The organism is Rhodococcus sp. NPDC127593, from assembly GCF_042671975.1.
Taxonomy (GTDB): Bacteria; Actinomycetota; Actinomycetes; order Mycobacteriales; family Mycobacteriaceae; genus Rhodococcus_F.
On record NZ_JBHXWI010000023.1, the window covers coordinates 19,758 to 42,890 of the forward strand.

Annotated in this window: 16 protein-coding genes; 11 read left to right on the plus strand and 5 right to left on the minus strand. The window is 65.3% G+C overall.

Translation table 11 applies throughout. The features are described from left to right. The first annotated feature begins 197 nt into the window (after nucleotides 1–197). Nucleotides 198–3,464: a protein kinase gene (locus ACFVJ3_RS21900; protein WP_378454022.1), complete on the plus strand. Its 3,267-nt coding sequence runs from the start codon at nucleotides 198–200 to the stop codon at nucleotides 3,462–3,464. A 515-nt stretch (nucleotides 3,465–3,979) separates the two neighbouring features. Next, the gene (locus ACFVJ3_RS21905) at nucleotides 3,980–4,303 is read left to right on the plus strand and encodes a hypothetical protein (RefSeq protein WP_378454023.1); all 324 of its coding nucleotides are present in this window, start codon (nucleotides 3,980–3,982) and stop codon (nucleotides 4,301–4,303) included. A gap of 101 nt (nucleotides 4,304–4,404) precedes the next feature. Here ACFVJ3_RS21905 and ACFVJ3_RS21910 read toward each other — a convergent pair whose 3' ends face one another. After that, nucleotides 4,405–4,764, minus strand: coding sequence for a helix-turn-helix domain-containing protein (locus tag ACFVJ3_RS21910; RefSeq protein WP_378454024.1), 360 nt, complete (start codon nucleotides 4,762–4,764; stop codon nucleotides 4,405–4,407). A 97-nt stretch (nucleotides 4,765–4,861) separates the two neighbouring features. Beyond that, entirely contained in the window at nucleotides 4,862–5,800 is a 939-nt protein-coding gene (locus ACFVJ3_RS21915; protein ID WP_378454025.1) for a LysR family transcriptional regulator, read from the minus strand. A gap of 166 nt (nucleotides 5,801–5,966) precedes the next feature. Here ACFVJ3_RS21915 and ACFVJ3_RS21920 point away from each other — a divergent pair, with 166 nt between their 5' ends. The 9 genes from ACFVJ3_RS21920 (at nucleotide 5,967) to ACFVJ3_RS21960 (ending at nucleotide 18,978) form a co-directional block, all read left to right on the plus strand. Then, the gene (locus tag ACFVJ3_RS21920; RefSeq protein ID WP_378454026.1) at nucleotides 5,967–6,719 is read left to right on the plus strand and encodes an enoyl-CoA hydratase-related protein; all 753 of its coding nucleotides are present in this window, start codon (nucleotides 5,967–5,969) and stop codon (nucleotides 6,717–6,719) included. Between the two features lie 76 nt (nucleotides 6,720–6,795). Next, complete coding sequence (locus ACFVJ3_RS21925; RefSeq protein WP_378454027.1) at nucleotides 6,796–7,956, plus strand: AMP-binding protein; 1,161 nt, start codon at nucleotides 6,796–6,798, stop codon at nucleotides 7,954–7,956. 245 nt (nucleotides 7,957–8,201) lie between these two features. Next, complete coding sequence (locus tag ACFVJ3_RS21930) at nucleotides 8,202–9,512, plus strand: aminotransferase (RefSeq protein WP_378454028.1); 1,311 nt, start codon at nucleotides 8,202–8,204, stop codon at nucleotides 9,510–9,512. A 31-nt stretch (nucleotides 9,513–9,543) separates the two neighbouring features. Beyond that, nucleotides 9,544–9,672 (plus strand): hypothetical protein, encoded by a 129-nt coding sequence (locus ACFVJ3_RS21935; protein WP_378454029.1) that lies wholly within the window; start codon nucleotides 9,544–9,546, stop codon nucleotides 9,670–9,672. A 435-nt stretch (nucleotides 9,673–10,107) separates the two neighbouring features. Further along, nucleotides 10,108–14,943 carry an NAD-glutamate dehydrogenase gene (locus ACFVJ3_RS21940; protein WP_378454030.1) on the plus strand — a complete coding sequence of 1,612 codons (4,836 nt, stop codon included), beginning with the start codon at nucleotides 10,108–10,110 and terminating at the stop codon, nucleotides 14,941–14,943. Nucleotides 14,944–15,062: 119 nt separating this feature from the next. Further along, nucleotides 15,063–15,521 (plus strand): MaoC family dehydratase, encoded by a 459-nt coding sequence (locus ACFVJ3_RS21945; RefSeq protein WP_378454031.1) that lies wholly within the window; start codon nucleotides 15,063–15,065, stop codon nucleotides 15,519–15,521. A gap of 28 nt (nucleotides 15,522–15,549) precedes the next feature. Continuing rightward, a complete protein-coding gene (locus ACFVJ3_RS21950; protein ID WP_378454032.1) occupies nucleotides 15,550–17,265 on the plus strand; it encodes a PHA/PHB synthase family protein in 1,716 nt (571 codons plus the stop codon). Further along, entirely contained in the window at nucleotides 17,262–18,047 is a 786-nt protein-coding gene (locus tag ACFVJ3_RS21955) for an alpha/beta fold hydrolase (RefSeq protein WP_378454033.1), read from the plus strand. Before ACFVJ3_RS21950 ends, ACFVJ3_RS21955 begins: the two co-directional genes overlap by 4 nt. A gap of 37 nt (nucleotides 18,048–18,084) precedes the next feature. Next, on the plus strand, nucleotides 18,085–18,978 hold the full coding sequence (locus ACFVJ3_RS21960) for an SDR family NAD(P)-dependent oxidoreductase (RefSeq protein ID WP_378454034.1): 894 nt from the start codon (nucleotides 18,085–18,087) through the stop codon (nucleotides 18,976–18,978). A gap of 142 nt (nucleotides 18,979–19,120) precedes the next feature. On the opposite strand, the gene ACFVJ3_RS21965 is transcribed toward ACFVJ3_RS21960, so the two are convergent. The 3 genes from ACFVJ3_RS21965 to ACFVJ3_RS21975 form a co-directional block, all read right to left on the minus strand. Further along, nucleotides 19,121–19,435 carry a hypothetical protein gene (locus tag ACFVJ3_RS21965; protein WP_378454035.1) on the minus strand — a complete coding sequence of 105 codons (315 nt, stop codon included), beginning with the start codon at nucleotides 19,433–19,435 and terminating at the stop codon, nucleotides 19,121–19,123. Between the two features lies 1 nt (nucleotide 19,436). Further along, complete coding sequence (locus ACFVJ3_RS21970; RefSeq protein ID WP_378454036.1) at nucleotides 19,437–20,618, minus strand: thiolase family protein; 1,182 nt, start codon at nucleotides 20,616–20,618, stop codon at nucleotides 19,437–19,439. A gap of 152 nt (nucleotides 20,619–20,770) precedes the next feature. Then, entirely contained in the window at nucleotides 20,771–22,618 is a 1,848-nt protein-coding gene (locus ACFVJ3_RS21975) for an APC family permease (RefSeq protein WP_378454037.1), read from the minus strand. Nucleotides 22,619–23,133: the final 515 nt, after the last annotated feature.

The following is a 23,133-nucleotide window of genomic DNA, read 5'->3' on the forward strand; positions in this document are numbered from 1 at the left end:
ATGTCGTGAGACTGTGCGGCCCCGCCGGGATGAGTGTCTGCTGCTGACAAGGGAGCGGTGGCAGGATAGGAGGAGTCCTCTAGGTCCGAACAACCTGCGCTTGCGGTTGGCAGCGACGCCCGGAGGACACGCTCGAAGCGAGGTGCGCGGTGCAACATCGTCAACATTGTCGCGGCCCGGACGAAGCGGCGTAGCCGATGGACGATGTCGATCCGTTCGAAACTCAGCGCGACGCCGTTGGTCCGGTCACGTCGGAACTGGAATCGGCCGGATTCGATGACGCCCACGAGATTGGTCGCGGTGGTTTCGGCGCGGTCTATCGGTGCCGTCAAGCGGATCTTGACCGTACGGTGGCGGTCAAGGTCCTCACCGCCGAGCTCGACGAGGAGAACCGAGAGCGGTTCCTCCGCGAGCAGCGGGCGATGGGTCGCCTGACGGGGCACCCGAACATTGTCAACATCCTGCAAGTCGGCGCGACAAGCAGCGGCCGGCCCTACATCGTGATGCCGTTCCACTCGCAGGATTCGCTGGATGCCGAGATCCGCCGGCATGGTCCGCTGTCGGTGGAGGACATGTTGAAACTTGGGGTGAAGATGACGGCCGCGCTGGAGAGCGTGCATCGGCACGGCATCCTCCATCGCGACGTCAAGCCAGCGAATATTCTGCTCACCGATTACGGGGAGCCGGCATTAACCGACTTCGGTATCGCACACGTCTCTGGAGGATTCGAAACTGCCGCCGGTATCGTCACCGGCTCCCCGGCGTTCACCGCCCCTGAGGTCCTCGCAGGGCGGTCCCCGAGTCCCGCGGCAGACGTCTACGGCCTTGGGGCGACCCTGTTCTGTGCCGTGACCGGTCATGCCGCATTCGAGCGTCGTAGTGGCGAGCAACTGGTGGCTCAATTCGTGCGCATCACCACTGAGTCGGCCCCTGACCTGCGGGGTCATGGGATCGCCGATGACATCAGCGCTGTAATCGAACAAGCGATGTCTACCGATCCGCTGGCTCGCCCGTCCGCTGTGGAACTCGGCGAACACCTCAGAGATGCTCAACTTCGCCATGGATTTGTCCCGGACGAGATGGCGCTGGTCTCTGAGGATAAGCCGCGGCATGGTCTGCACCTGGGTTCGCACAGGCGCCAGCCATCGGCAGCCGATCCCGTTCATCAGTTCAAGGCCGATCTCCCAATCGAGATGACGAGTTTCGTCGGTCGTCGACGCGAGGTTTCGGAGGCGAAGAAGCTGTTGGAGGCGTCCCGCCTGGTTACCCTCACCGGTACCGGGGGCGTCGGGAAAACCCGACTCGCCTTGCGAGTGGCAGCGCAGGCGCAGCGCGCTTTTCCCGGCGGGGTGCGGTTGGTCGGGCTCGGTGAGCTGCGAGACGAGTCGTTGTTGGTGGATGTGGTGTCCGGCGCTTTGGGGTTGCGAGACCAGTCGGCGCGGCCGATCCACGACGTGCTCGTGGAGTTCCTCGGTTCGAAGCGGATGCTGCTGGTACTGGACAACTGCGAGCAGCTGGTGGACGCGGTAGCCAGGCTGGTCGAGGACCTGCTCCGGGCGTGCAGCGAGCTGCGCATACTCGCAACGAGCCGCGAGTCTCTCGCGATTAGCGGAGAAGCTGTCCTGCGGGTTCCACCGCTCACTGTCCCCGGTTCCGAGCGGCAACCCTTGGTGCAGGGCTTGGCTGGATACGATGCGGTGAGGTTGTTTGTCGAGCGGGCTGCGACGGCGGTTTCCGGGTTCGAGCTGACCGAGGACAATCAGGATGCGGTCGCGGGAATCTGCCAGCGGCTCGACGGGCTGCCGCTGGCGATCGAGTTGGCCGCGGCGCGGCTACGAGCCATGTCGCCCGACCAGATTCTGCAGCGGATCACCGATCGCCTTGTTTTGCTGACCGGTGGCGCGAGAAACGCCCCCACGCGGCAGCAAGCCCTGCGGCTCTGCATCGACTGGAGCTACGAGTTATGCACTTCGAGAGAGCAATTGGTGTGGACGCAGCTGTCGGTATTTGCCGGCAGTTTCGAGTTGGATTCGGCGGAGGCCATCTGCGGCCACGATCTGGATCCGACGGGTGTGTTGGACACTGTGACTGCTCTACTCGACAAGTCGATCCTCCTGCGTGAAGAGTCGGGACAAGTGGTTCGATTCCGCATGCTCGAGACTCTTCGAGGTTACGGCCGCGAGAAGTCTCAACAGGCCGGTGAGCATCTGGAACTGTCAGTGCGTCACCGGGACTGGTATCGACAGTTGGCAGTCGACGCGGAGGCCGAATGGATTAGCTCCCGCCAGCTCGAGTGGATCAGGCGGCTCGAGCGGGAGCAGTCGAACCTGCGTGAGGCTATGGAGTTCTGTGTACTCGAGAACCCGCGAGCTGGGCTACGGATCGCAACTGCTCTCTTTCAGTTCTGGCATGCTCGGTCCCTGTTCAGCGAGGGGCGGTATTGGTTTGATCGTCTCCTCGAGCACGACGACGGGCAACCGACGGTCGAACGGGTCAAGGCGTTGTACGGCGACAGCGTGTTTGCGGAAAAGCAAGGTGCACTCACGGTGACAAATGCGCTGGTCGAGGAGGCGCGTGCATTGGCCGAACAGGCGGCCGACACGACAATGGATGCTCTTGTGGCGTATGCGGAAGGGCTCAGTGCGCTGTTCAGCGGTGACCTCCCTCGTGCGTGTGCACTGCTGGAGGGGTCGGTCGCAGTGTTTACCGCGCCGAGGGATCTCACTCTGCGTGTTGAGGCTTTATGGATGCTAGGGCTCGCGTATGGGTGGCAAGGCGACACCGGACGGTCCATTTCTTGCCTCGACGAGATTCTCACGATCACCCGCGCGCGGGGTGAATCGGTGTTTCAGGGGTGTTCGCTCTGGGCTAAGGGTGTCGCATTGTGGCGACAGGGCGATCATCAGAGGGCGGCAGTACAGCTGAAGGAAGGGCTCCGTTTGGCGCAGGTAACCAACGACCAGGTCGGGGCCAGCGCCTGTCTGGAGACACTCGCGTGGATCGCCCGAAATGATGACGACGCCCACCGCGCAGTGGTGCTGATGGGGGCCGCCGAATCACTCAGTGGCGCGGTAGGTAGCTCTTCGGTATACCTTCCGAACCTTCTCGAGTACCACAATGACTGCGAACGGACAGCGCGAGGGACTCTCCGTTCCAATGCATTCGATGCAGCACGGAAGGAGGGCAACATGATGTCCTTCACTGATGCCATCGCCTACGCTCTCGACGAGCGACCGTCCGACGGAACAAGCCAGGTGCACAACGTCCCAGTACTCACGAAACGTGAACAGGAGGTCGCCAGACTCGTCGTCCAGGGCCTGACGAACAGAGCGATCGCCGACCAACTGGTGATTTCCCCTCGGACAGCTCAAGGTCACGTCGAGCATATTCTCACCAAGCTCGGGTTCACCTCGCGGGCGCAGATCGCAGCTTGGGTCGTGGAACGGGACGCGCAGGGATCGTGACACTGCGGTCCGGAGTGAAGTTCACCGCCCCACGCTGATGCCCGAGTACATCGCGGGCATATGCGGACCCCGCGCACCGAGCGCTCTGGCGGCCGACCCTGCGGAGATATGCGGCAGTCCTGGCGGCGTGATCCGCCAGCCGACGCAGCCGCAGGGCGAGTTCGGGAACGAATGCCACATCGACACCGGCGGTAGCTGTGACGTCGTAGGACTCGGTCGGGCACGGCACCCATGGCGAATCCGGAGTCGGCGGTGACCGAGTTCGATTGTGTGCGTGCAGGTCTGACGTAGCAATCCTTGCCAAGCACCCCTCCTCGAAGGCCTTCAACGCCACCGCTTGCTCGGCCGATCCCAACACCTGGGGGTGATCGCCCATGGAGGGCGACGCGGAGCAGATCGGTGACGAGGCGCTCTAATCGAACCCCTTTCGACCGGAATTATCAGGAGCAGTCCAACCAGACAATTAGCAATGAGTCTGCTAACTTGCTAACGTCCCAAAAGAGAAGGAGCCCCTCATGACCACTCCGACGTCCAGCATCAAAGCGACTGACACGAAGACCGCCGGTACAACTGCCTCCCGCGCAACAGATGCCGGGAAGGGCAAGTATCAGAACGCGTTCGTCGGTCTCGGCTTGAAGGTCGTTGACACGACCAAGAAGGCCGGGAACCGGTCGCTCGACGCCTACGAAAAGGCTCTCGACAGTAGCTTCGAATACCACACTGCAATCGCGGCGGCCAGCAACGTCGAGTGGGTCTCGACGATTGCGGATGCGCAGGCGAAGCTCGCCCGTGAGATCAGCGCGGCGACAACCGCAGCGGCTCGAGAATTGCTGAAGTAGCTGGGGGGGCCCACGGCAAACCAGTCGCCGTGGGCCCTGACCGCTCCGCTCCGGAATGCGTTGCTCCCTCCCCTGTCTGTAGAAGACGCAGAGGTCTGCGCCTACCCGCGCTTACGCTCGGCCCTTGTGACCTTGCGGAACGTCTCGTACATCTCCACGAGCGCCTTGCGCTGGGCGTTGGTGAGGTCGCCGTCCTGCCCTATCGCCCGAACGACGTCCGAAGCCTCCTCCGGGCGCGTTCGGACCTGCCCGAGCAAGATATCGGCCGAGGTCTGCAGGTGCTCCGCGATGGCGTCGAGCACTCTCTCGCTGGGCTCCCGGAGATTGCGTTCGATCTGCGAAAGGTAGGGGTTCGAGATCCCTACCATCGCGGCGAACTGCCGCATCGGCAGCTCGGCAAGTTCCCGCTGTTGCCTGATCAACTCACCTAACGTCGGTGACGGCTTCTTGTCGTCGGCCATCCTGTCAGGATAGACATCGGGGAACACCGCTCTTCGTCCAGCACGTCCGAGTGCTTCGGCCCGCGCTTTCGTCACGTCGGCGGGGGATGTGGGAGTGTCAGCCCAGCGTGGCGGCGGATTGTTGCCGGCGATGGAGCGCCTTTCCCGTTTTCTTCAGGATGGTCAGGAGCTCACTCGCCAGGGCGACGTGGCCGGCGCTGGCCGGCAGGGCCACGAAGACGTCCCGCGCGAGCGCCGGCTTCAACCGGCGGGCGCGAGTTCCCCGGCCGGGAACCAGGGCGAGCTCGGGAACGAATGCGACGGCGACACCGGAGGCGGCGAGCGCCTGTGCGACGTCGTAGGACTCGGTCTGGAATGGAGCCCACGGCACGAATCCGGAGTCGGCGGCGGCCGAGTTCAATTGTGTACGTGCGGGTCTGCCGGTGATGCTGCACGCCCAGGCGTCCTTCTCGAACGCCTTCAATTCCACCGCCTGCGTGGCCGGCCCTTGCGCCTGAGGGTGATCGTCGGGGAGGACGACCCGGAGCGGGTCGGTGAGCAGGTGCTCGAATCGAACTCCTTCGACCGCGCTTGGGGCGCCGCTGTAGGAGGCGGTGATCGCCATATCCAGCTCTCCGCTGGTGATCAGTTCGATGCCTCCGTCGGTGGGCACGTCGACGACCGACAATTGAGCTTCGGGGTGTCGGTAACGCAGCGCCGTCAGTCCGTCCGGAAGCAACGCAACCGCCGCCGAGGGAAACGCTCCGAGACGGAGCCTGTTGGCGTGAGCGCCGAGGTAGTCCGCGACGGTTTCCTCTGCTCGGGACAGTTCGGCAGAGACGCGTTCGCTGTGTTCGGACAGCAGGTTCCCGAGAGGAGTCAACTTGGCACCTCGCGCGCCCCGTTCGACCAGCAACGCGCCGAGGTCGCGCTCGAGCTTGGCGAGCTGCTGTGACACTGCGGGGGAAGTGATTCCGAGCGTCTCTGCTGCGCGCGCGAGGCTGCCTCCCTGCTTGACGGCCAGCAAGAGGGCCAACTGCGACGAGGTGAGGTTCATTAAGCAAACCTTAGCGCTGCAGCAGCCAGATCGCCATTCTACTTATTCGATTTCGGCGAGACGATGGACGGTATCGAAACCCGCAGAAGGAGTATGCCCTGATGGTCAGTTCACTTCGCGCAACCCGCGCCGTCGACTCCCTTGCCCGGAAGTCAGGTGTCCTCCGGTGACGACCTCCGTTCGATTCGACGTCCGTAGCAACGTCGCCTGGATCACCCTCGATGGTGTGGATACCCGCAACTCCCTCGATCGGAACAGCGCGCAGGCCCTGGTCGATGCCTGTGATGCCGTCGACGATGACCCATCGGTGGGTGCTGTGGTGATCACCGGAGCCGGAAGTGCCTTCTGCTCGGGAGCCGACCGATCCGCACTCCGGAATCTTGCAAGTGCACAGCCGCACGAGGCGTACGAGGCGCTCGATTCCCTCTATCGTGCGTTCCGCCGATTCGGTGAGGTGACTGTTCCCTCGATTGCCGCGATCAATGGTGCCGCGGTGGGAGCCGGACTCAATTTGGCGTTGTCGGCGGATGTGCGTCTTGCCGCCGAGGACGCACTGCTGGTGCCCGGCTTCGCCGAGAACGGAATTCACCCCGGCGGTGGGCACTTCCATCTTCTCGAGCGGGCAGCCGGCCGCCAGGCCGCCGCCGCGCTAGGGGTGTTCGGGCGCCGGCTGACCGGGGCAGGCGCCGCTGACACCGGGCTGGTGTGGGACGCAGTTCCGGTGGCCGATCTCGAAGATGCGGCCCAGCGCCTCGCCGAACCGGTTGCCCGAGATCCTGAACTCGCTCGGTCCTTGGCGAACAGTCTGCGGTTGACGACCACACCACCGCGCGCATGGCAGGCGGCAATCGAGGTCGAACGCGCCCGGCAAATGTGGTCGCTGTCCCGCCCCCGCCCGGTCGATGCCGCTGGTCGGTAGGGGCCCGCAGTACCACGGACTGACGGTCGACCCGGCACCGTTCGCTGATGGAACCAAAGACACAGGAAGGATCGTGATGATCGACAATCTCCCGCATCTTCTCCTCGATCGCGCGTCCGTCCGCCCCGACCTGAAGGTCGGCGTCCTCGACGATCAGATCTCGTTGCAGCTCGCTCTCGAACTTGCCGCGGGTGGGGCCGCCGACTTGCAGGCCCGGAATCTCTCCGCGGAGGACCGTGTCGCAATCGTGGCAGAGAACTCGACGGACTACGTTCTGGCCTGGCTGAGTTGCCTGTTGGCCGGCGTGCCTGTCGCGCTGGTGGATCCGACCTATCCTCGGGAGCTCCTGGCGTGCATGCTCGACGTCCTCGACCCGACGGTGGTGATCAGTGACCGCCCCGCGGCCCCGTCGTTCGCTGGCGCTCGCCGGGCGATCACCATCAGCACCTTCCGTAATGCCCGCCGGCTCGATCCCAGCCATGCCCCCGGCACCAGCTCCGGTCGGTACTCGACGGCGTCGTTCATGCACCCGGCCCGGCCCACGCCGGGTATTCCGAAGTTTTGCGCCCAATCGCATGAGTACTTTCTCCGACTGGGACGGGCGGTGGCGGAGGCGATGACACTCACCGACCGCGATCGATCACTCACTCCCTTGCCTCTCTCGCAGATCAACTCCCTCGGGCACGGGCTCGTCGGCGCACTGACCGCGGGCGCGGACGCCTTGCTCGCGCGCACCTTTGCAGTCGACACCTTCTGGTCCGAGGCCATCGACCACGGGATCACCGCGCTGACACTGGATGCACCGCTGGTGAACAATCTCGCGCGCACCGCCACCCCGAAGGACTCGGCCGGCCACCGCGTACGAACCATGTTCCCGGCCGACGGTGCGTTTATGCGGCGGTTCGGGGTTGTCCGGGCCGTGTCCGGATACGGTTCGACCGAGGCCGCCGGAGCGAGTCACCTGCGCTCGTGGTCCATCGACGACGATGTCCCCACCGACGCCCATCGCCACGGCGGGACCGGGCGAGAGGACATCGAATGGAAGCTGACGGACTCGGGTGAGATCCTGATCCGCGAATCCGCCCGTGGCGCGTTGTTCACCGGATACTTCACCTTTCCCGGCGTGAGCTCGACGCTCGACCAGAATGGCTGGTTCCACACCGGGGATCACGGGCGGCTCGATGAGGACGGCGGTTTGGTCACCGTCGAGCGCGGTCTCGACCGTTCACGTGGATGACGATGTCGCTCCGTTTCGTCCCAACGGGGAGCAGTTCGGACGTACCAATGAACTCGACCGAACCCCGCCCAGATCGGACGCGTCCCCGCGATGCAGCCGGAAGGGCCACCGGCGACCCCTGCCGCAACCCTCTCGGTCTTGCATGGGCCCTCCGCGAGGAGTCGTGATGCGGGAAGCCACTTCCCGGCCGTCCCCCGTCAGTACTACATCGAGTATCCAGTATCCCCCAACCTGAAGGAACCGAGATGTCCACCTCCCTGCACAGTCTCACCGACCACGAACTCGACGCCGAGCTCACCCGGAGCCGCGCCGAGTACGACACGTTGAAGGCGCGCGGGCTGGCACTCGACATCACCCGGGGCAAGCCCGCACCGGAACAGCTCGACCTCTCAGCCGCGATGCTTTCCCTGCCCGGTGACAACGACTATGTGATCGATGGAATCGACTGCCGTAACTACGGTGAACTCCCCGGCCTCCCGTCGCTGCGCGCCCTGTTCGGCGAGGTCCTCAATATCGACCCGGAAGGTTTGATTGCCGGCGGCACGTCGAGTTTGGAAACGATGTACGACGTGCTCTCGTTTGCGTGGATCCACGGGACAGGTGACGACGCTCCCTGGTCCTCCGCCCCGGTGAAGTTTCTGTGCCCCGTACCCGGATACGATCGGCATTTCGCTATCACCGAGTCGTTCGGTATCGAGTTGATTGCGGTCCCCCTGCTCTCTGACGGCCCTGATGTCGATGCGATCCGGGAGTTGGTTGCCAATGACCCGCAGATCAAGGGCATGTGGTGTGTCCCCATGTTTTCCAACCCCAGTGGGGTGACCTATTCCGCGCAGGTCGCACGCGACCTGCTGAGCATGCAGACCGCCGCACCGGACTTCCGTATCTTCTGGGACAACGCCTATGCGGTGCACGCCCTCATCGGCGACGCCCCGGAGGTGCTCGACGTCCTAGCCCTCGCTGCCCAGGTGGGCAATCCGGAGCGGCCGTTCGTCTTCGCGTCGACGTCGAAGATGACCATCGCCGGCGGCGGTGTGAGTTTCTTCGCCGGGTCCGGCGAGAACATCGCGTGGTATCTGGGCCACCTCTCGCAGAAGCGGGTCGGACAGGACAAGGTCAACCAACTCCGGCATCTACGGTTCTTCGGCGACATGACCGGTGTGCGTACGCACATGCGCAAGCACCAACAGATTCTCGCCCCGAAGTTCGAACTCGTCACCACCATTCTTCGCCGCGAGGTCGGCGATTCGGGCATCGCGTCGTGGACGGATCCGTCCGGAGGCTACTTCGTCAACCTCGAGGTGCTACCGGGCACGGCCAAGCGGGTGGTGGCGCTGGCGCAGGAGGCGGGGATCGCGCTGACACCGGCCGGTTCGGCGTTCCCGGCCGGCAATGATCCCCGGGACAGCCACATCCGGTTGGCACCGAGTTTGCCGTCCGAGGACGAGTTGCAGCTGGCGATCGGCGGGCTGTGCACCTGCATCCGGTTGGCGGCTATCGAACTCGTCCACCGCGACCGCGCCGCCGGTGTCCGCCGCTCTTCGGTATCGGTGTAGCCGATACCGGCTCGTGCGGAAAGGATCCCAGATGCATCGAGTCTCGTGGAGGATGCGGCGGGCCGTCCTCGCCATGGGGCTGTTGGTGGTCTTGATCGTCACCGGAGACCTCATGCACCAGGGCATGCAGCTCATGCGCACCTGGTTGACAAATTCATGACCGGATCCGCTTCCGGTCCATGACCTTCTAGGGGAAGGTCTGGCACCGGCCGTGCAGACGCGTGAGACAGGTTCCTCGGCCGGTGCCTGTTCGCGTGCGCCTCGGGGGGCCAGCACGCCCCCCACCTGCGCCGGGCGGCTCGGTCTCGAATCGAATATCGCCTGAATATTGTTGTACTGGAGGGTTTTCCGAACCCGCGTGACGGCTCGGCCATCCGGTCGCTGCCGCACGCGCACCCGCTCGCATCGAGAAATACCGCCCGTGGCGGCCCTTCCGGTGACGACGGACAACGAACCCGTAGCATTAAGCAAAGTTAATGCTCTGCAATCGAGAACGTCGTTCCGTTGACGGGATGTTGACCGGATCATGGTGCATACGAGCCAGGACGAATCAGTGCCGGGCGGCCCCACCATCAAGTGCCACAGGAGATGTCAGGTGAATCTCGAAGGACTCGAACACGACCGTCAGCCCAGAGTCTGCGCTGAACTCGGTGCCCTGGCGTCCGCACCGGGCGGCTACCAGGATTACGTCGATGCACTCTTCCGTCACGAGCCCCGCGAAGATCTCGCCGAATGGACCGACACCGCCCTCGCCGGCCGCGCCTATGAGTACCTGAACTTCGCTCGGCTCCGGGCCGAGGGGGTCGCACTGGTGCAGTGCGACATCGCGGCGGGAACCAACCACGCGCACATTTTGGTGGTCAGCACCGATCTTCCCTTCCTGGTCGACTCGGTCGCGATGGCTGTTCGACGGCACGGCAGCGTTTCCGCTCTTCGGCACGTCACGCTGGCAGTGCGCCGCGATACCGAGGGAGTGCTCGCCCCGGACGGTATAACCCGGCCCCGCCAGGACGATCAGTACGACAACGATCCCCTGGTCGAGTCCTGGATGGAGATCACGTTCCAGCCGTCCGGGGGAAGCGAAACCGCTTCCGGTGAGTTCACCGCGATGATCGAGAACGCGATTCGCAGCACCCTCGCCGACGTCACGGTCGCAGTGACCGACCAAACCGACATGGAAGCCGTCGCCCGTCAGGCTGCACTGTCCCTGAAATCCGATGCGACCGAGAACCAGCTCGACAGCGCCTACGAAGCCAGCGAGCTCCTCCACTGGATGTGCGCCGAGAACTTCACCTTCCTCGGCTACTGTTCCTACCGCCTGGTGAAGGCAACGGCGTCGGGAACGGCCACCCTCGAACCGCTTCCGGAGACCGGCCTGGGTATCCTTCGGCCCCATCACCACGAGCACCGCCACCACACCCTCGACCCGCTGACCACGACTCGCGCGTTCGGGCCGGATGTGTTGATGGTGTCGGCGGCCGGCACCCGCAGCACGGTGTGCCGCGACGCCCCGTTGGACTACGTGGGAATCAAGATCGTCGATTCCGACGGGGTCACGGTCGGCGAGCACCGCTTCCTCGGTCTGTTCGAGAACACCCTCGACACGTCGGATATGCGGACGATCCCGGTCGTCAACCGAACCGCCGGACGCACTCTGGCGATGCTCGAGCGTGATCCGCGCTCCCGAGAAGGCCTCGAACTGCTCGACATTCTCCAGGACTACCCGCGGCGGGAGATTCTGCAGAGCACCGCCGAGGAGCTTGCACCAACGGTCCTCGCGGTGCTGCATCTGCAACGGCACCCACGTGTGCGGGCATTCATCCGCCAGGACACCTACGGCCGGGCCATCTCGATTCTGCTGTATGTCCCCCAGGACCGGTTCTCACCCGCCATTCGACGGGCAGTGGTGGCGGCGGTCTCCCAGTTCCTCGGCGGCGCCGCGGTCGATCACAACACCCGAATCGGGGAAACCGCGCTGGTGCGTGTGCACGTCACCGCCTGGCCGAACACCGCGGACGAGCGCATCGATGTCGCGGAGTTGTCGCGAGTCGTGGTGGAAGCGGCCCGGTCGTGGACCGAGAAGCTCGACGATCTGCTCTCCACGGCGTCGACGTCGGTGCACGACGACTTCATCCCCGTGTCAGTGCCTTTGAGTTATCAGGAGCGGTTCTCCCCCACCGAAGCAGCCGCCCACTTGTCGGCCTTCTCCGAACTGACGCAGGATCCGTACCGACGGCTGCAGCTGACGATCACCCCACCCGAGAACGCAACCTCGGACCTGATCTCGGCCATCGCCGTCACCACCGAGCCTTTGGTCCTTGCTTCCGCGCTGCCGATCTTCGGGCACCTGGGATATGAACTCGCAGCAGAACATCCACACACCCTGACCAGTGCCGACGGGCAACTCGCCTACGTGTACGAGTTCATCCTCCGCTGGCGCTATCGCCAGCACCGGCTGGACGCGCCCACAGCGGTGCGGACCGCCGAGGCGTTCGAGGCGAGCTACAGCGGGCACACCGATGCGGACGCGCTGCAGGCGCTGGTCACTACCGCGGCCATGGAGTGGCGCCAGGTCCTGGTCCTGCGCGCCTACGCCGCGTATCTGCGGCAGAGCGGTTGGACCTTCTCCTCGGAGTTCGTCAATTCCGTGATCGCCGGCCATCCGAAGATCGCCGCTGCCCTGTGGGCCCTGTTTCGCGCGCGGTTCGATCCGGCGCTTGCTGACGGCGAACGCGACCACAGCGAACTGGTCGCGGAGATCGAAGGCGCGATCGACGAGGTTCAGGGAATCGAACCCGACCTGATCCTTCGGACCTTGCTCGATACCGTGCTCGCCACCTTGCGAACGAACGCGTTCCGGCGACTGTTCGCGCACACCGACGGACCGGTCGACACGATCTCGAGCTTCAAGCTCGATCCCCGCACGATTCGTGGCCTTCCGGCTCCGGTGCCGCAGCTAGAGACGTGGGTGTTCGCCCGCAATGTCATGGGCACCCATCTGCGATTCGGGCACATTGCGCGCGGCGGCATCCGGTGGACCGACCGGGTCGAGGATTTCCGCACCGAGGTGCTCGGTCTGGTGCGTGCGCAGATGGTGAAGAACGCGGTCATCGTCCCCACCGGAGCCAAGGGGGCATTCCTTCCGCGGCTGCTGCACACCGGCGCCGACCGAGCCCAGAAGCTCGAGATCGCGCGGACCGCATACAGCACGTTCGTCGAGGGACTCCTCGATCTGATCGACAACTTCACCAAGGACGAGTCCGGCACCTACCGCCTCGACCCGGCACCGCATACGGTGCGACACGACGGTGACGACACCTACCTGGTCCTCGCCGCCGACAAGGGCACCGCGCAGTTCTCCGACGTCGCCAACGCAATCGCCACCGGCCGCGGGTACTGGCTCGGGGACGCCTTCGCCTCGGGTGGGTCCAACGGATACGACCACAAGCAGATGGGTATCACCGCGCGCGGTGCCTGGGAATCGGTGCGCCAGCACCTTTTCGAGGTCGGCATCGACTCCGACACCGACCCGGTCACCGCGGTCGGGATCGGGGACATGAGCGGGGATGTCTTCGGGAACGGACTGCTGCGGTCCCGCTCGGTGCGCTTGGTCGCCGCCTTCGACCACCGGCACATCTTCCTCGATCCCCAGCCCGAGTCGGGCACGGCGTTCGAGGAACGGCAGCGGCTCTACGATCTGCCCGGCTCCTCCTGGGCCGACTACTCTCCCGACCTCATCAGCTCCGGAGGCGGCGTCTTCCCCCGCTCGGCGAAGCGTGTCACCCTCGCCCCGCAGGCCCGAGTCGCACTGGGACTGGACGAAGCACGGGCACACTACACACCGAATGAGCTGGTGCGGGCGATCCTGGCGGCACCGGTCGATCTGCTGTTCAACGGTGGGATCGGCACCTACGTGCGAGCCAGTTCGGAAACCGACTCCGAGGTCGGCGACAGCGCGAACGACGCCGTCCGCATCACCGGGTGTGAGGTACGTGCCCGCGTGGTCGGTGAAGGCGGCAACCTCGGGCTCACCCCGCTCGGACGGCGCGAGGCGGCGCTGCACGGTGTCCGGTTGAACACCGATGCGATCGACAACGTCGCCGGCGTCGATACCTCCGACCACGAGGTCAACATCAAGATCGCGCTCGACGACGCCGTCGCCGCCGGCGTCCTGGGCCAGGACAAACGCAACGTTCTGCTGCAATCGCTGACCGACGACATCGCCGACCGCGTTCTCGACCACAACCGCGCACAGAACACCATGCTGTCGGTGGCCCGTGCCGAGGCCGCCGAGATGGCGCCGGTGCATCGCCGGATGCTGACGGGACTCGAACGGAAGGGTTTGCTCTCCCGGGAGGTGGAGTCGCTGCCCAGTGACGCCGAGCTCGAACAGCGCATCACCCAGGGCGGGGCGTTGACCTCACCCGAACTCGGCACCCTGCTTGCCTACGTGAAGTTGGAGATGAAATCGGCTGTCCTGGCATCCGGGATCACCTCGGAGTCGTGGGCCGAGCACTTCCGCACCGAGTACTTCCCCGCCGGGGTTGTCGCCGCGTGCGGTGATCGTCTGGGGACGCACCCGTTGGCGAACGAAATCACCGCGACCGCTATCACCAACCGCCTTGTCGACGACAACGGCATCACCTTCATCTTCCGGATGCAGGAGGAAACCGGGGCGTCGGTAAGCGCGATCATCCGGGCGTGGGAGGTCGTCCGCCGCGCTATCGGTCAGCGCGACTACCTGTCCAGCATTGCCGAGCCGGACCCGTCGGTCACGGCGGACACACGCGTCCGAATGCAACTGAGCCACCGACGGCTCGTCGAGCGCTCGGTGCGCTGGCTCCTGGCGAGCCGGAGGCAGACCATCGATGTGTCCGGTGAAACTGCCCGCCTCACCCCCCTCGTCGAGTCGCTGCGCAGTTCCCTCCCGGACTTCCTCGTCGGCGCCGACCGGGCCGCAGTCGATGCCAAGCATCAGCGGTACCTCGACGACCGGAACGTCCCCGACCCCCTGGCCCGCAGATCGGCGAGCCTGTTCCAGGAGTTCTCGCTGTTTCCGATCAGCGAAACCGCACTGCGCACCGGCACGGATCCGGAACGAACGGCGCGCACCTACTTCCAGGTCGCCGAGCGGTTCCGGCTCGATCGGCTTCTGCGCCGAGTGGCGGCCCTTCGCCGAGTCGACAACTGGGACGCGATGTCCCGGGCGGCGCTGCGCGATGATCTCTACTTCGCGGTCAGCGACGCCACGCGGCGCCTGATCAATGACTCGGACCCGAAGCAGTCGCAGCCTTGCCAGGTCGGGGACCTTGTCTCCGACTGGCTTGACAACGTGCTGGACTCGGCCCTCGACCCGGCACGCGAACCCGAGCTGGCGGTCCTGCTCGTTGCCAGCAACGCCCTGCGTTCGTTCGCGGAGAACCTCGCCTAGCGGCATCGGTGAACCGCGGCGCCGCCACCAAAGCACGTCCCGGCGCGCGGTTCACCGGCCGAGTCGAGTCTGCGAACCCGACACACATTCGCCACACCCGAATCGGAGCCAGATCCTCAATGCCCGCTACAACAGTGTCCGTCCACCACCTGCCCGAGCTCGCCGGTGCGGACCTCGGCGTCAGCCCATGGCACGAAGTGTCCCAATCCGACATCGCAGGGTTCGCCGCGCTGACCGGTGACGAACAGTGGATTCACACCGACCCTTTACGCGCGAAGGTGGGCCCGTTCGGAACCACCATCGCGCACGGGTATCTGACTCTGTCCCTTGTTGTTCCACTACTCGCCGAACTCCTCGACCTCACCGACGTGAGGATGGTCGTCAATTACGGGCTCAACCGGGTGCGTTTCCCGGCGGCGGTCCCGGCCGGTGCACGCATCCGCCTGGCCGCGACCGTCACCGAGGTGACTCGGATCGGCGACGACTGCTATGAGCTCGTCATCCTCAGCACGCTCGAATGCGACCGCGCCACCAAACCCGCAGCTGTCATCGAACTGATTTACCGCGCATACGAGTAACAACTTCACCAGAGGGGGAATACGTCCGTTGTCGATCCTGAAAGCCATCCCGTCGTGGACACCGCCGCTTGATCTCGGGGCGCTGAGAAACACCACCTCCGATGCCGACCCCGCCGCGTTCCTGCGCTCACTCGGCGCAGCAGGCATCGGCGCGCTGAAGCACCCCGGCGGCACCGCCGCCGCACATGGTCGGCTCCTACTCGGCTCGGGCAGTGCGCTGCGCACTGCCGCCGGCCGCGCAATCGGCCGAGACAACCCGGGACCGATAGTGCCCAAGCCCGGCGACAAGCGGTTCTCCGACAATGCTTATCAGGAGAACGCCGCCTACTTTTACCTGGCACAGCAGTACCTGCTTCTCGAACACCTGGTCAACGAGCTGATCGACGGCGCCGAATTGAATGAGGACACCGCGGTCAAAGCGCGGTTTGCCGCCCGGTTCATCCTGGATGCCCTCAGCCCCACCAACACCCTCCCCGGTAACCCGGCAGCGATCCGTAAGGCTTTCGACACCGGTGGGCTCAGTCTCGTGCGTGGTCTCCGGAACTTTCTGCACGATCTCCGGCACAACGGAGGGTGGCCGTCGCAGGTCGATCGGTCACAGTTCGCGGTGGGCGTCGACCTCGGCGCCACACCCGGATCCGTTGTCTACCGCAGCGATCTGATCGAGCTCATCCAGTACTCGCCGCAAACCCCCGATGTGTACGCGACCCCGCTGCTGTTCTGCCCGCCGTGGATCAACAAGTTCTACATCATGGACTTGGCGCCGGGGAAAAGCCTGATCGAGTGGGCGGTTCAGCACGGCCACACCTGTTTCGCCATCAGCTACCGCAACCCGGATGCATCGATGAGTGGCCTCGGGTTCCGCGACTATCTCTTCGACGGCCCGCTCGACGCGGTCCGGGTCGTCCGCGAGATCACCGGCGCGGAGACGGTCAACACCGTATCCATCTGCCTGGGTGGCACCCTGACGGCGTTGGGTCTGGCGTACAACGCAGCCCAGGATGATCCGTCCATCGGATCCGCGACCTTCATCAATACTCACACCGACTTCACCGAGCCGGGAGTGCTCGGCGCGTTCACCGATGAGGACACGATTGCGGCGTTGGAGAAGCAGATGGCCCGGAAGGGGTATCTCGATTCGTCGCAGATGGCACGCACCTTCAGCACTTTGCGCGCCAATGACCTGATCTTCCAGTTCGTGATCAACAACTGGTTGCTCGGCAACAAGCCTCCGGCGTTCGACCTGCTCGCCTGGAATGCCGATTCCACCCGCATGCCCGCACGCATGCACGGGGAGTATCTACGCTCGTGCTACCTGCGTAACGAGTTCTCGCGGGGCGAGTTCGAGATCAACGGGGAGCTCCTCGATCCCTCGCGGGTGGACATCGACAGCTACATCGTGGCGGCGGTCGACGACCATGTCGTGCCGTGGACGTCGAGCTACAAGACCACCCACTTGCTCGGCGGGGACAGCCGGTTCGTTCTGAGCACGTCCGGGCACATCGCCGGAATTGTCAACCCGCCGAGCCCGAAGGCGAAGCATTGGGTGAATGAGGTCCTCAGCGCCGATCCCCACGAGTGGAAGGCGGCCGCCGAGCTGCGGGACGGTACGTGGTGGCTGGACTGGGCGACGTGGCTCGCTGACCGGGCCGGCGCGAAGCGTCCGGCACCTCCGAGCCTGGGCAGCGCCACGTATCCGCCGCTCGACGACGCGCCCGGGATCTATGTGAAGGACGAGGCATGACAGTGGCGAACACGGCGCCGACGTCCACCGCATTCGAGGTGTCGACTCGGCACGGGCAGCAGGTTGCGGTGTGTGTGAGCGGATCCGGGAAACCGGTGGTGTTGCTCAACGGTCTCTCGCGCCCGATGGCGAGCTGGTCGGCCTTCACCCCCGTCCTGGGTGGGCGGATGGTCGTTTGCTTCGACGCCCCCGGCGTCGGCGCGTCGACAACTCCGAAGCTGCCGTTGTCGATGCAGGCACTGTCGGACATCGTTGCCGACGTCCTCGACGCAGTGGACGTCGAACGGAGCGATATCGTCGGCTTCTCGCACGGCGGCGCGATCGCCCAGCAGTTCGCCTACAGCTCGCCCGAGCGAGTCCGCAGACTGGCCCTGCTGTCCACCTCCTGCGGGAGCGGAGCAACACCGGGATCAGGGAAAAAGTTGTGGTCCAACGCAATCGAGCTGCGCAATCCTCGTCGCTGGGGGCCGGCACGTACGGTCGGCGCGCTCTGGCAGGTCGCTGCTGTAGCGAGCTGGTCGAGTATCCCGTTTCTCGGATCAATCTCGGCGCCGACGCTGGTGGTCTCCGGTGGGCACGACCGGATTGTGCCGCCGCCGAACAGTCACTTGCTTGCAGCGCGGATCCCGAGAGCGGTGCTGTCCGTCGTAGCGGCGGGACACGACCTGCAACGTCCGGATGTCGCGAATACTGTCGCCGGGCGGGTGTTGCGATTTCTCGATGGGCCCGTCCCGGAGAACGTGGCGGCGGAAGACGGCCCCGACCTCAGCCCGTGTTTGTGAGCCCGACAGAGTGCACGAAACTACCGAAGGAGACTAGTTGTCCTCGCTACATTTCGATGAACGCGTTGCCATCGTGACCGGAGCCGGCAACGGTCTGGGCCGATCGCACGCTCTCGAACTCGCGCGCCGCGGTGCGCGGGTGGTGGTCAATGACCTGGGTGGCTCGCTGCATGGTGACGGACAGTCGACGGACGCGGCGCAGGCCGTCGTCGACGAGATCGCCGCGCTCGGCGGTACGGCTGTCGCCAACCGTGACAGCGTCGCCACGGAAGCGGGTGGCCGTGCGATCGTCCAGACGGCACTCGATGAGTTCGGCCGATTGGATGTTCTGGTCAACAACGCAGGCATTTTGCGGGACAGAGCATTTCACAAGATGGACGGTCCGATGATCGATGCGGTCATCGACGTTCACCTCAAGGGAACACTGTTCGTCACTCAACCCGCCTTCCGTGCCATGCGGGAGGCGGGTTACGGCCGCATCGTCAACACCAGTTCGGCGTCCGGCCTGTTCGGCAATTTCGGGCAGGCGAACTACGGGGCGGCGAAGGCGGGGATCGCGGGCCTCACCCGCGTTCTCGCGCTCGAAGGGGCGGCCTACGGAATCGCCGCGAACGCGATCGCGCCGATTGCCGCCACCCGCATGACGGCGGGGCTGCTGGGCGATCTGACAGCACGCGTGACACCGGAAGGCGTCAGCCCGGTCGTCGCCTTCCTCGCACACGAGGACTGCCCCGTCTCCGGTGCCGTGTACTCCGTCGCCGGCGGCCGGGTGGCAAAGATCTTCGTCGGCGAAACCTCGGGGGCGGTCCTGGAGGAGCTGACAGCGGAAGCGGTCCGTGACCAGCTCTCCGAAATCGAAGATCAGAGCACGTATCACGAGCCCACGTCATTGGACATGGCCACAGCGATCATCGCCCGCGCGCTCAGCTGACACCGACATGTGAGCGCGGGCAGCGACCACCTGCGATGGTCACCGGTGGTGTTTCCGATGGCCATCGACACGTGATCGCTGCCCGCATATGCTCCCGCCGATCTCGGCTGCCGCCGGCGAGAGTCGACGACGGAGTTCGAGCTCACTGCTGCTGGTTCCGCCTGCGGCGTTCGATCATCTGATGCGCGACGAAGCGCTTGAGCTCCTGGAGCGTTTCCGGATGGAGCGTGCGCCGGACCGGCCCCTCGAGCGCCTCAGCGAGACGATCCACATACCTGCTGGGGGTCATCCCGAACTCGACCCAGAGGTGTTCGTTCGCGATGGTGCCGAAAGGTAGCCACGTCAACGCGAACTCAACGAGGGCGCGCTCCTCGCGGCAGACGGTAGCAATGCCTCGACGACGGCCGGGATGGTTGATTGGCCGCCGAGTCATTGCCGGCCGTTGATCGTTTCTCATGTCAGATCCTTCGGAAGAGGGCGGCGAGGGCCTGGCCGCCGCCGATGCACATGGTGACGATGCCGAGTTCGAGGTCGCGGCGCACCAGATCCTTCGCCAGGCGCAGGCTCAGGATCGCACCGGTCGCCCCGACCGGATGACCCAACGCGATCGCACCACCGTACGGGTTGGTCTTCTCCGGGCTGAGCTTCGCGTCCCGGATCACCGCGACCGCCTGCGACGCGAACGCCTCGTTCAACTCGATCACATCGATATCGCCCGGGGTGGTCCCGGTCTGCTCGAACAAACTCTGCAACGCCAGCACCGGGGCGTACCCCATCAGGCCCGGGTCCATCGCCGCCGTCGCGACCGCCTCGAGCGTGACCAGCCCGGTCAGGCCCCTCTCCCGGGCGGCGGACTGCGTGGCCAGCACCAGGGCCGCGGCGCCGTCGTTGATACCGGACGCGTTGCCCGCGGTCACCGACCCGCCCTCCTCGAACGCCGGCCGCAGCTTCGCCAGGGTCTCGAGGGTGGTGTCGGGCTTGGGGTGCTCGTCGACCTCGATCGTCTTCGGGCGGCGGCCCCCGATCTGCACCGGGGTGATCTCCTCGGCGAACGCGGCCTTCGCGGCCTCGGAGGCGGCGCGGCGCTGGGATTCGACGGCGAACTCGTCCTGCTGCCGGCGGCTGACGTCGTACGTGCGGGCGACGGCCTCGGCGGTGCGGCCCATGTGCACCCCACCGAACGGGTCGGTCAGAATCGCGACCGTGCCGTCCACGAGCGTGCGGTCGCCGAGCTTGTAGCCGGAGCGGGCGGAGAAGTCGTAGAACGGCATCCGCGACATGCTCTCGTCGCCGCCGGCGAGGGCGAAGTTCACCCCACTCCAGCGCATCTGCTGCGCCGCCGACCACACCGCCTGCAGACCGGACCCGCACAGCCGGTTGACGGTGTACGCCGGGGTCTTCTCCGGAAGTCCGGCGGCGAGGGCGACGCGGCGGGCGTTGTAGGCGTCCGGTCCGACCTGACCGATGCAGCCCATCACCACCTCGTCGATGTCGCCGCCCGGCACCCCGGCACGGTCCAGCGCGGCCTTCGCGGCGGTGGCACCCAGTTCGTGGGCGGGCACGTCCTTGAACGCACCACCGAAGCTGCCGATCGGGGTCCTCGCGCCGTCGACTACCACGATCGGTTCAGGAGAATTCATGACATGCCTTTCAGGTTGCACTGCCGGGCGGATGCGGCGGTACGCGAGTTCTCGATGTGGTCCCTACGATGTTTGTTTCGATTCGACATCGACCGGGTCTGCGTCGACGTCGAAGGGGGCGGCACCGGGTGGTGCCGCCCCCTTCGAAGGGATCACACTGGAACGACCTCGTCTTCGAGGTGGTTTTCCCGCACTTCGTCGGTCTGGAAGCCGGAGGCGACCGACCAGTAGTAGCCGGCGAGGCCTGCGACCGCCACCGGGATGAGGTCCCAGCCTTCACCGAACAAGGGGTGGTCGAGCGGCCCGTAGCTGCCATAGAAGGACAGGAAGAGCACGGCCATCAGCAACGTGACGAACCAGGTCGATCGGGAAACATGCACGCGGCCAACGGTGTTACTCATCAGGTACAGGACAATCCCGCCGACGGCGAGCACCGCCGTGCAGGCCACCAGGTACGCGGGGGTATCCCAGGCTCCCTCTCGCTGGCCGCCGCTGACCGTCATGAACCATCCACCCTGCCAGCTCACGACGCCCCACACCGCGAGGAAGACTGCGGACCAGCTGTACGCGCGAATGCGGGTGATCCAGTTCTGTCGTACGGCGATGTATGCGACATATGCCGGGGTGCCTGCGAAGACCACGATGGCCAGGTTGAGGACGGTCGAGAAGCCGGCGACGTACACCAGGATCAGGGTTGCTACGAAGCTGGCGGGCGCCCAGAATCCGGCATTTCGTAGCCGGAAGGGGCGCGGCAGGTCCGGGGCGGTGCGGCGGAGAACCATCATGCTGGAGCTGCCGACGAGGTAGCTCAGCAGCAGTGCGACCGACACGATGGAGACGAGTCGGTACCAGCTCGGCAGCGGGAGCAGGAACAGGCAGGACACGGCGAAGGAGACGATCAGCGATATCCACGGCACCGCGAATCGGTTCAGTCGCTGCAACAGCGACGGGGCCATGTCGTGCTCGGACAGTGCGTAGGTCGACCGGGTGGCGCTGCCGAGGAACACCCACCCGGTTGCGGCCGGGGAGACGATCGCGTCGATCAGGAGCAGTGTGCCGAACCCGCCGAATCCTGCGGCGATGAGGGCCTGGAACAGTGGTGCCGATGCCCAGTCACTCGACAGCAGCGATCCCCATTGGCCCGGGGCGAGGCCGGCGGCGGTCCAGTTGAGTGCGCCGATGAACGCCACCTGGAGCAGCACGTAGACGACCATTGGGATGAGGATGGATGCGGTGATGGCAATCGGGATGTTGCGCTGTGGGTTCTTGCATTCGCCGCCGAAGTCGAGGACCTGACGGAATCCGAGGTAGGCGAAGGCGATTCCGGTGGCGGGGATGGCGTGGAGGACGCCGTCGAAGCCCATGGCGAAGAAGCCGGTCTCGGTGAAGTTGGAGCTGCGGAACGCGGTGAACAGCAGGATGAAGGTGAGTGTCGGGATCGCGATCTTCCACAGTGTGATCCAACGGTTCGCTTCACTGAGCATCTTGATGCCGAAGATGTTGAGGACGGTGAAGACTGCGAGGATGGCGACACCGGCGAGGGTGCCTCTCGGCCAGGTCAGGATCTCGAGTCCGTTGACCTCGTGCATCAACCCGAGTTCGGGCCAGTTGCTGCTGACATAGGTCAGCACTGCTTGTGCCTCGAGGGTGGTGACTGCGACGGTGGCGATCCAATACGCGCCGCCGACCAGCCAGCCGGTCATCATGCCGTGTGACAAGCTCGGGTACCGGACCGGTCCGCCCGAACGAGGCAGCATGGCGCCCAGTTCCATCCAGGGCATCGCGATGACACCGAAAAGTAGAGCCGCGAGTACCCAGGACAAGATTGCGGCCGGTCCTGCGGCCCCTGCGGCGGACAGAACGGCGAACAACCACCCGGAGCCGATCTGTGCGCTCACACCGAGGAAGATCAGGTTGGTCAGGGACATCGAGCGCGTCAATTTCTCCGACGACGCTCCCGGGGCGGCAGCGCCGCCCGATGGTGCGGATGAAAGTGCCATGAGTTTCCTGTTTCGTGATCAGCGGCGCCGGCGATTGGATCGGCACATGAGCGCTGAGGGGAGGGGAGGGCGGGTGCCCTGAATCCGGATGTCTTCGAAATCCACAGCGCCGGAGGAGGACAGCTCGAAGATTACAGGGCATTGGTGACGGAGAACACAGTCACCGGAGAGCGTTCACCGCGGGTGATGGCAGCGCGTGCATTCGCTTATCACCGGAGCCGGAATTGTCTTCGGCCAGGAAAGATGCCGGGACGAAAGTGCACGGGCAGTACGGGATCTGGTCGGCCTGCCACTTGGGCGGACGGGCCACTCTGGGAGCGGCGGAGATTGCTTCTCGGCCAGAGGAAGGCAGCAAGTGCGTCATTGAACTTGTCGCCCTCCCCTGGCTTTTCGGAGCTGGGCGCGGCGATGGTGGATGCATCGTTGAACACACCATTCACCCTGTCCGATTTTCGGCGCGGTCGTCGGCAGGGCTGAGCCCTGGCCGGCGACCTCGCCTGGGTACTGCGGTGCAG

Bases quoted from the DNA above. Each gene is read 5' to 3' on its own strand.
- ACFVJ3_RS21900 (WP_378454022.1), top strand. From the start codon at position 198: ATGGACGATGTCGATCCGTTCGAAACTCAGCGCGACGCCGTTGGTCCG.
- ACFVJ3_RS21905 (WP_378454023.1), top strand. From the start codon at position 3,980: ATGACCACTCCGACGTCCAGCATCAAAGCGACTGACACGAAGACCGCC.
- ACFVJ3_RS21910 (WP_378454024.1), bottom strand. From the start codon at position 4,764: ATGGCCGACGACAAGAAGCCGTCACCGACGTTAGGTGAGTTGATCAGG.
- ACFVJ3_RS21915 (WP_378454025.1), bottom strand. From the start codon at position 5,800: ATGAACCTCACCTCGTCGCAGTTGGCCCTCTTGCTGGCCGTCAAGCAG.
- ACFVJ3_RS21925 (WP_378454027.1), top strand. From the start codon at position 6,796: ATGATCGACAATCTCCCGCATCTTCTCCTCGATCGCGCGTCCGTCCGC.
- ACFVJ3_RS21930 (WP_378454028.1), top strand. From the start codon at position 8,202: ATGTCCACCTCCCTGCACAGTCTCACCGACCACGAACTCGACGCCGAG.
- ACFVJ3_RS21935 (WP_378454029.1), top strand. From the start codon at position 9,544: ATGCATCGAGTCTCGTGGAGGATGCGGCGGGCCGTCCTCGCCATGGGG.
- ACFVJ3_RS21945 (WP_378454031.1), top strand. From the start codon at position 15,063: ATGCCCGCTACAACAGTGTCCGTCCACCACCTGCCCGAGCTCGCCGGT.
- ACFVJ3_RS21955 (WP_378454033.1), top strand. From the start codon at position 17,262: ATGACAGTGGCGAACACGGCGCCGACGTCCACCGCATTCGAGGTGTCG.
- ACFVJ3_RS21965 (WP_378454035.1), bottom strand. From the start codon at position 19,435: ATGAGAAACGATCAACGGCCGGCAATGACTCGGCGGCCAATCAACCAT.
- ACFVJ3_RS21970 (WP_378454036.1), bottom strand. From the start codon at position 20,618: ATGAATTCTCCTGAACCGATCGTGGTAGTCGACGGCGCGAGGACCCCG.
- ACFVJ3_RS21975 (WP_378454037.1), bottom strand. From the start codon at position 22,618: ATGGCACTTTCATCCGCACCATCGGGCGGCGCTGCCGCCCCGGGAGCG.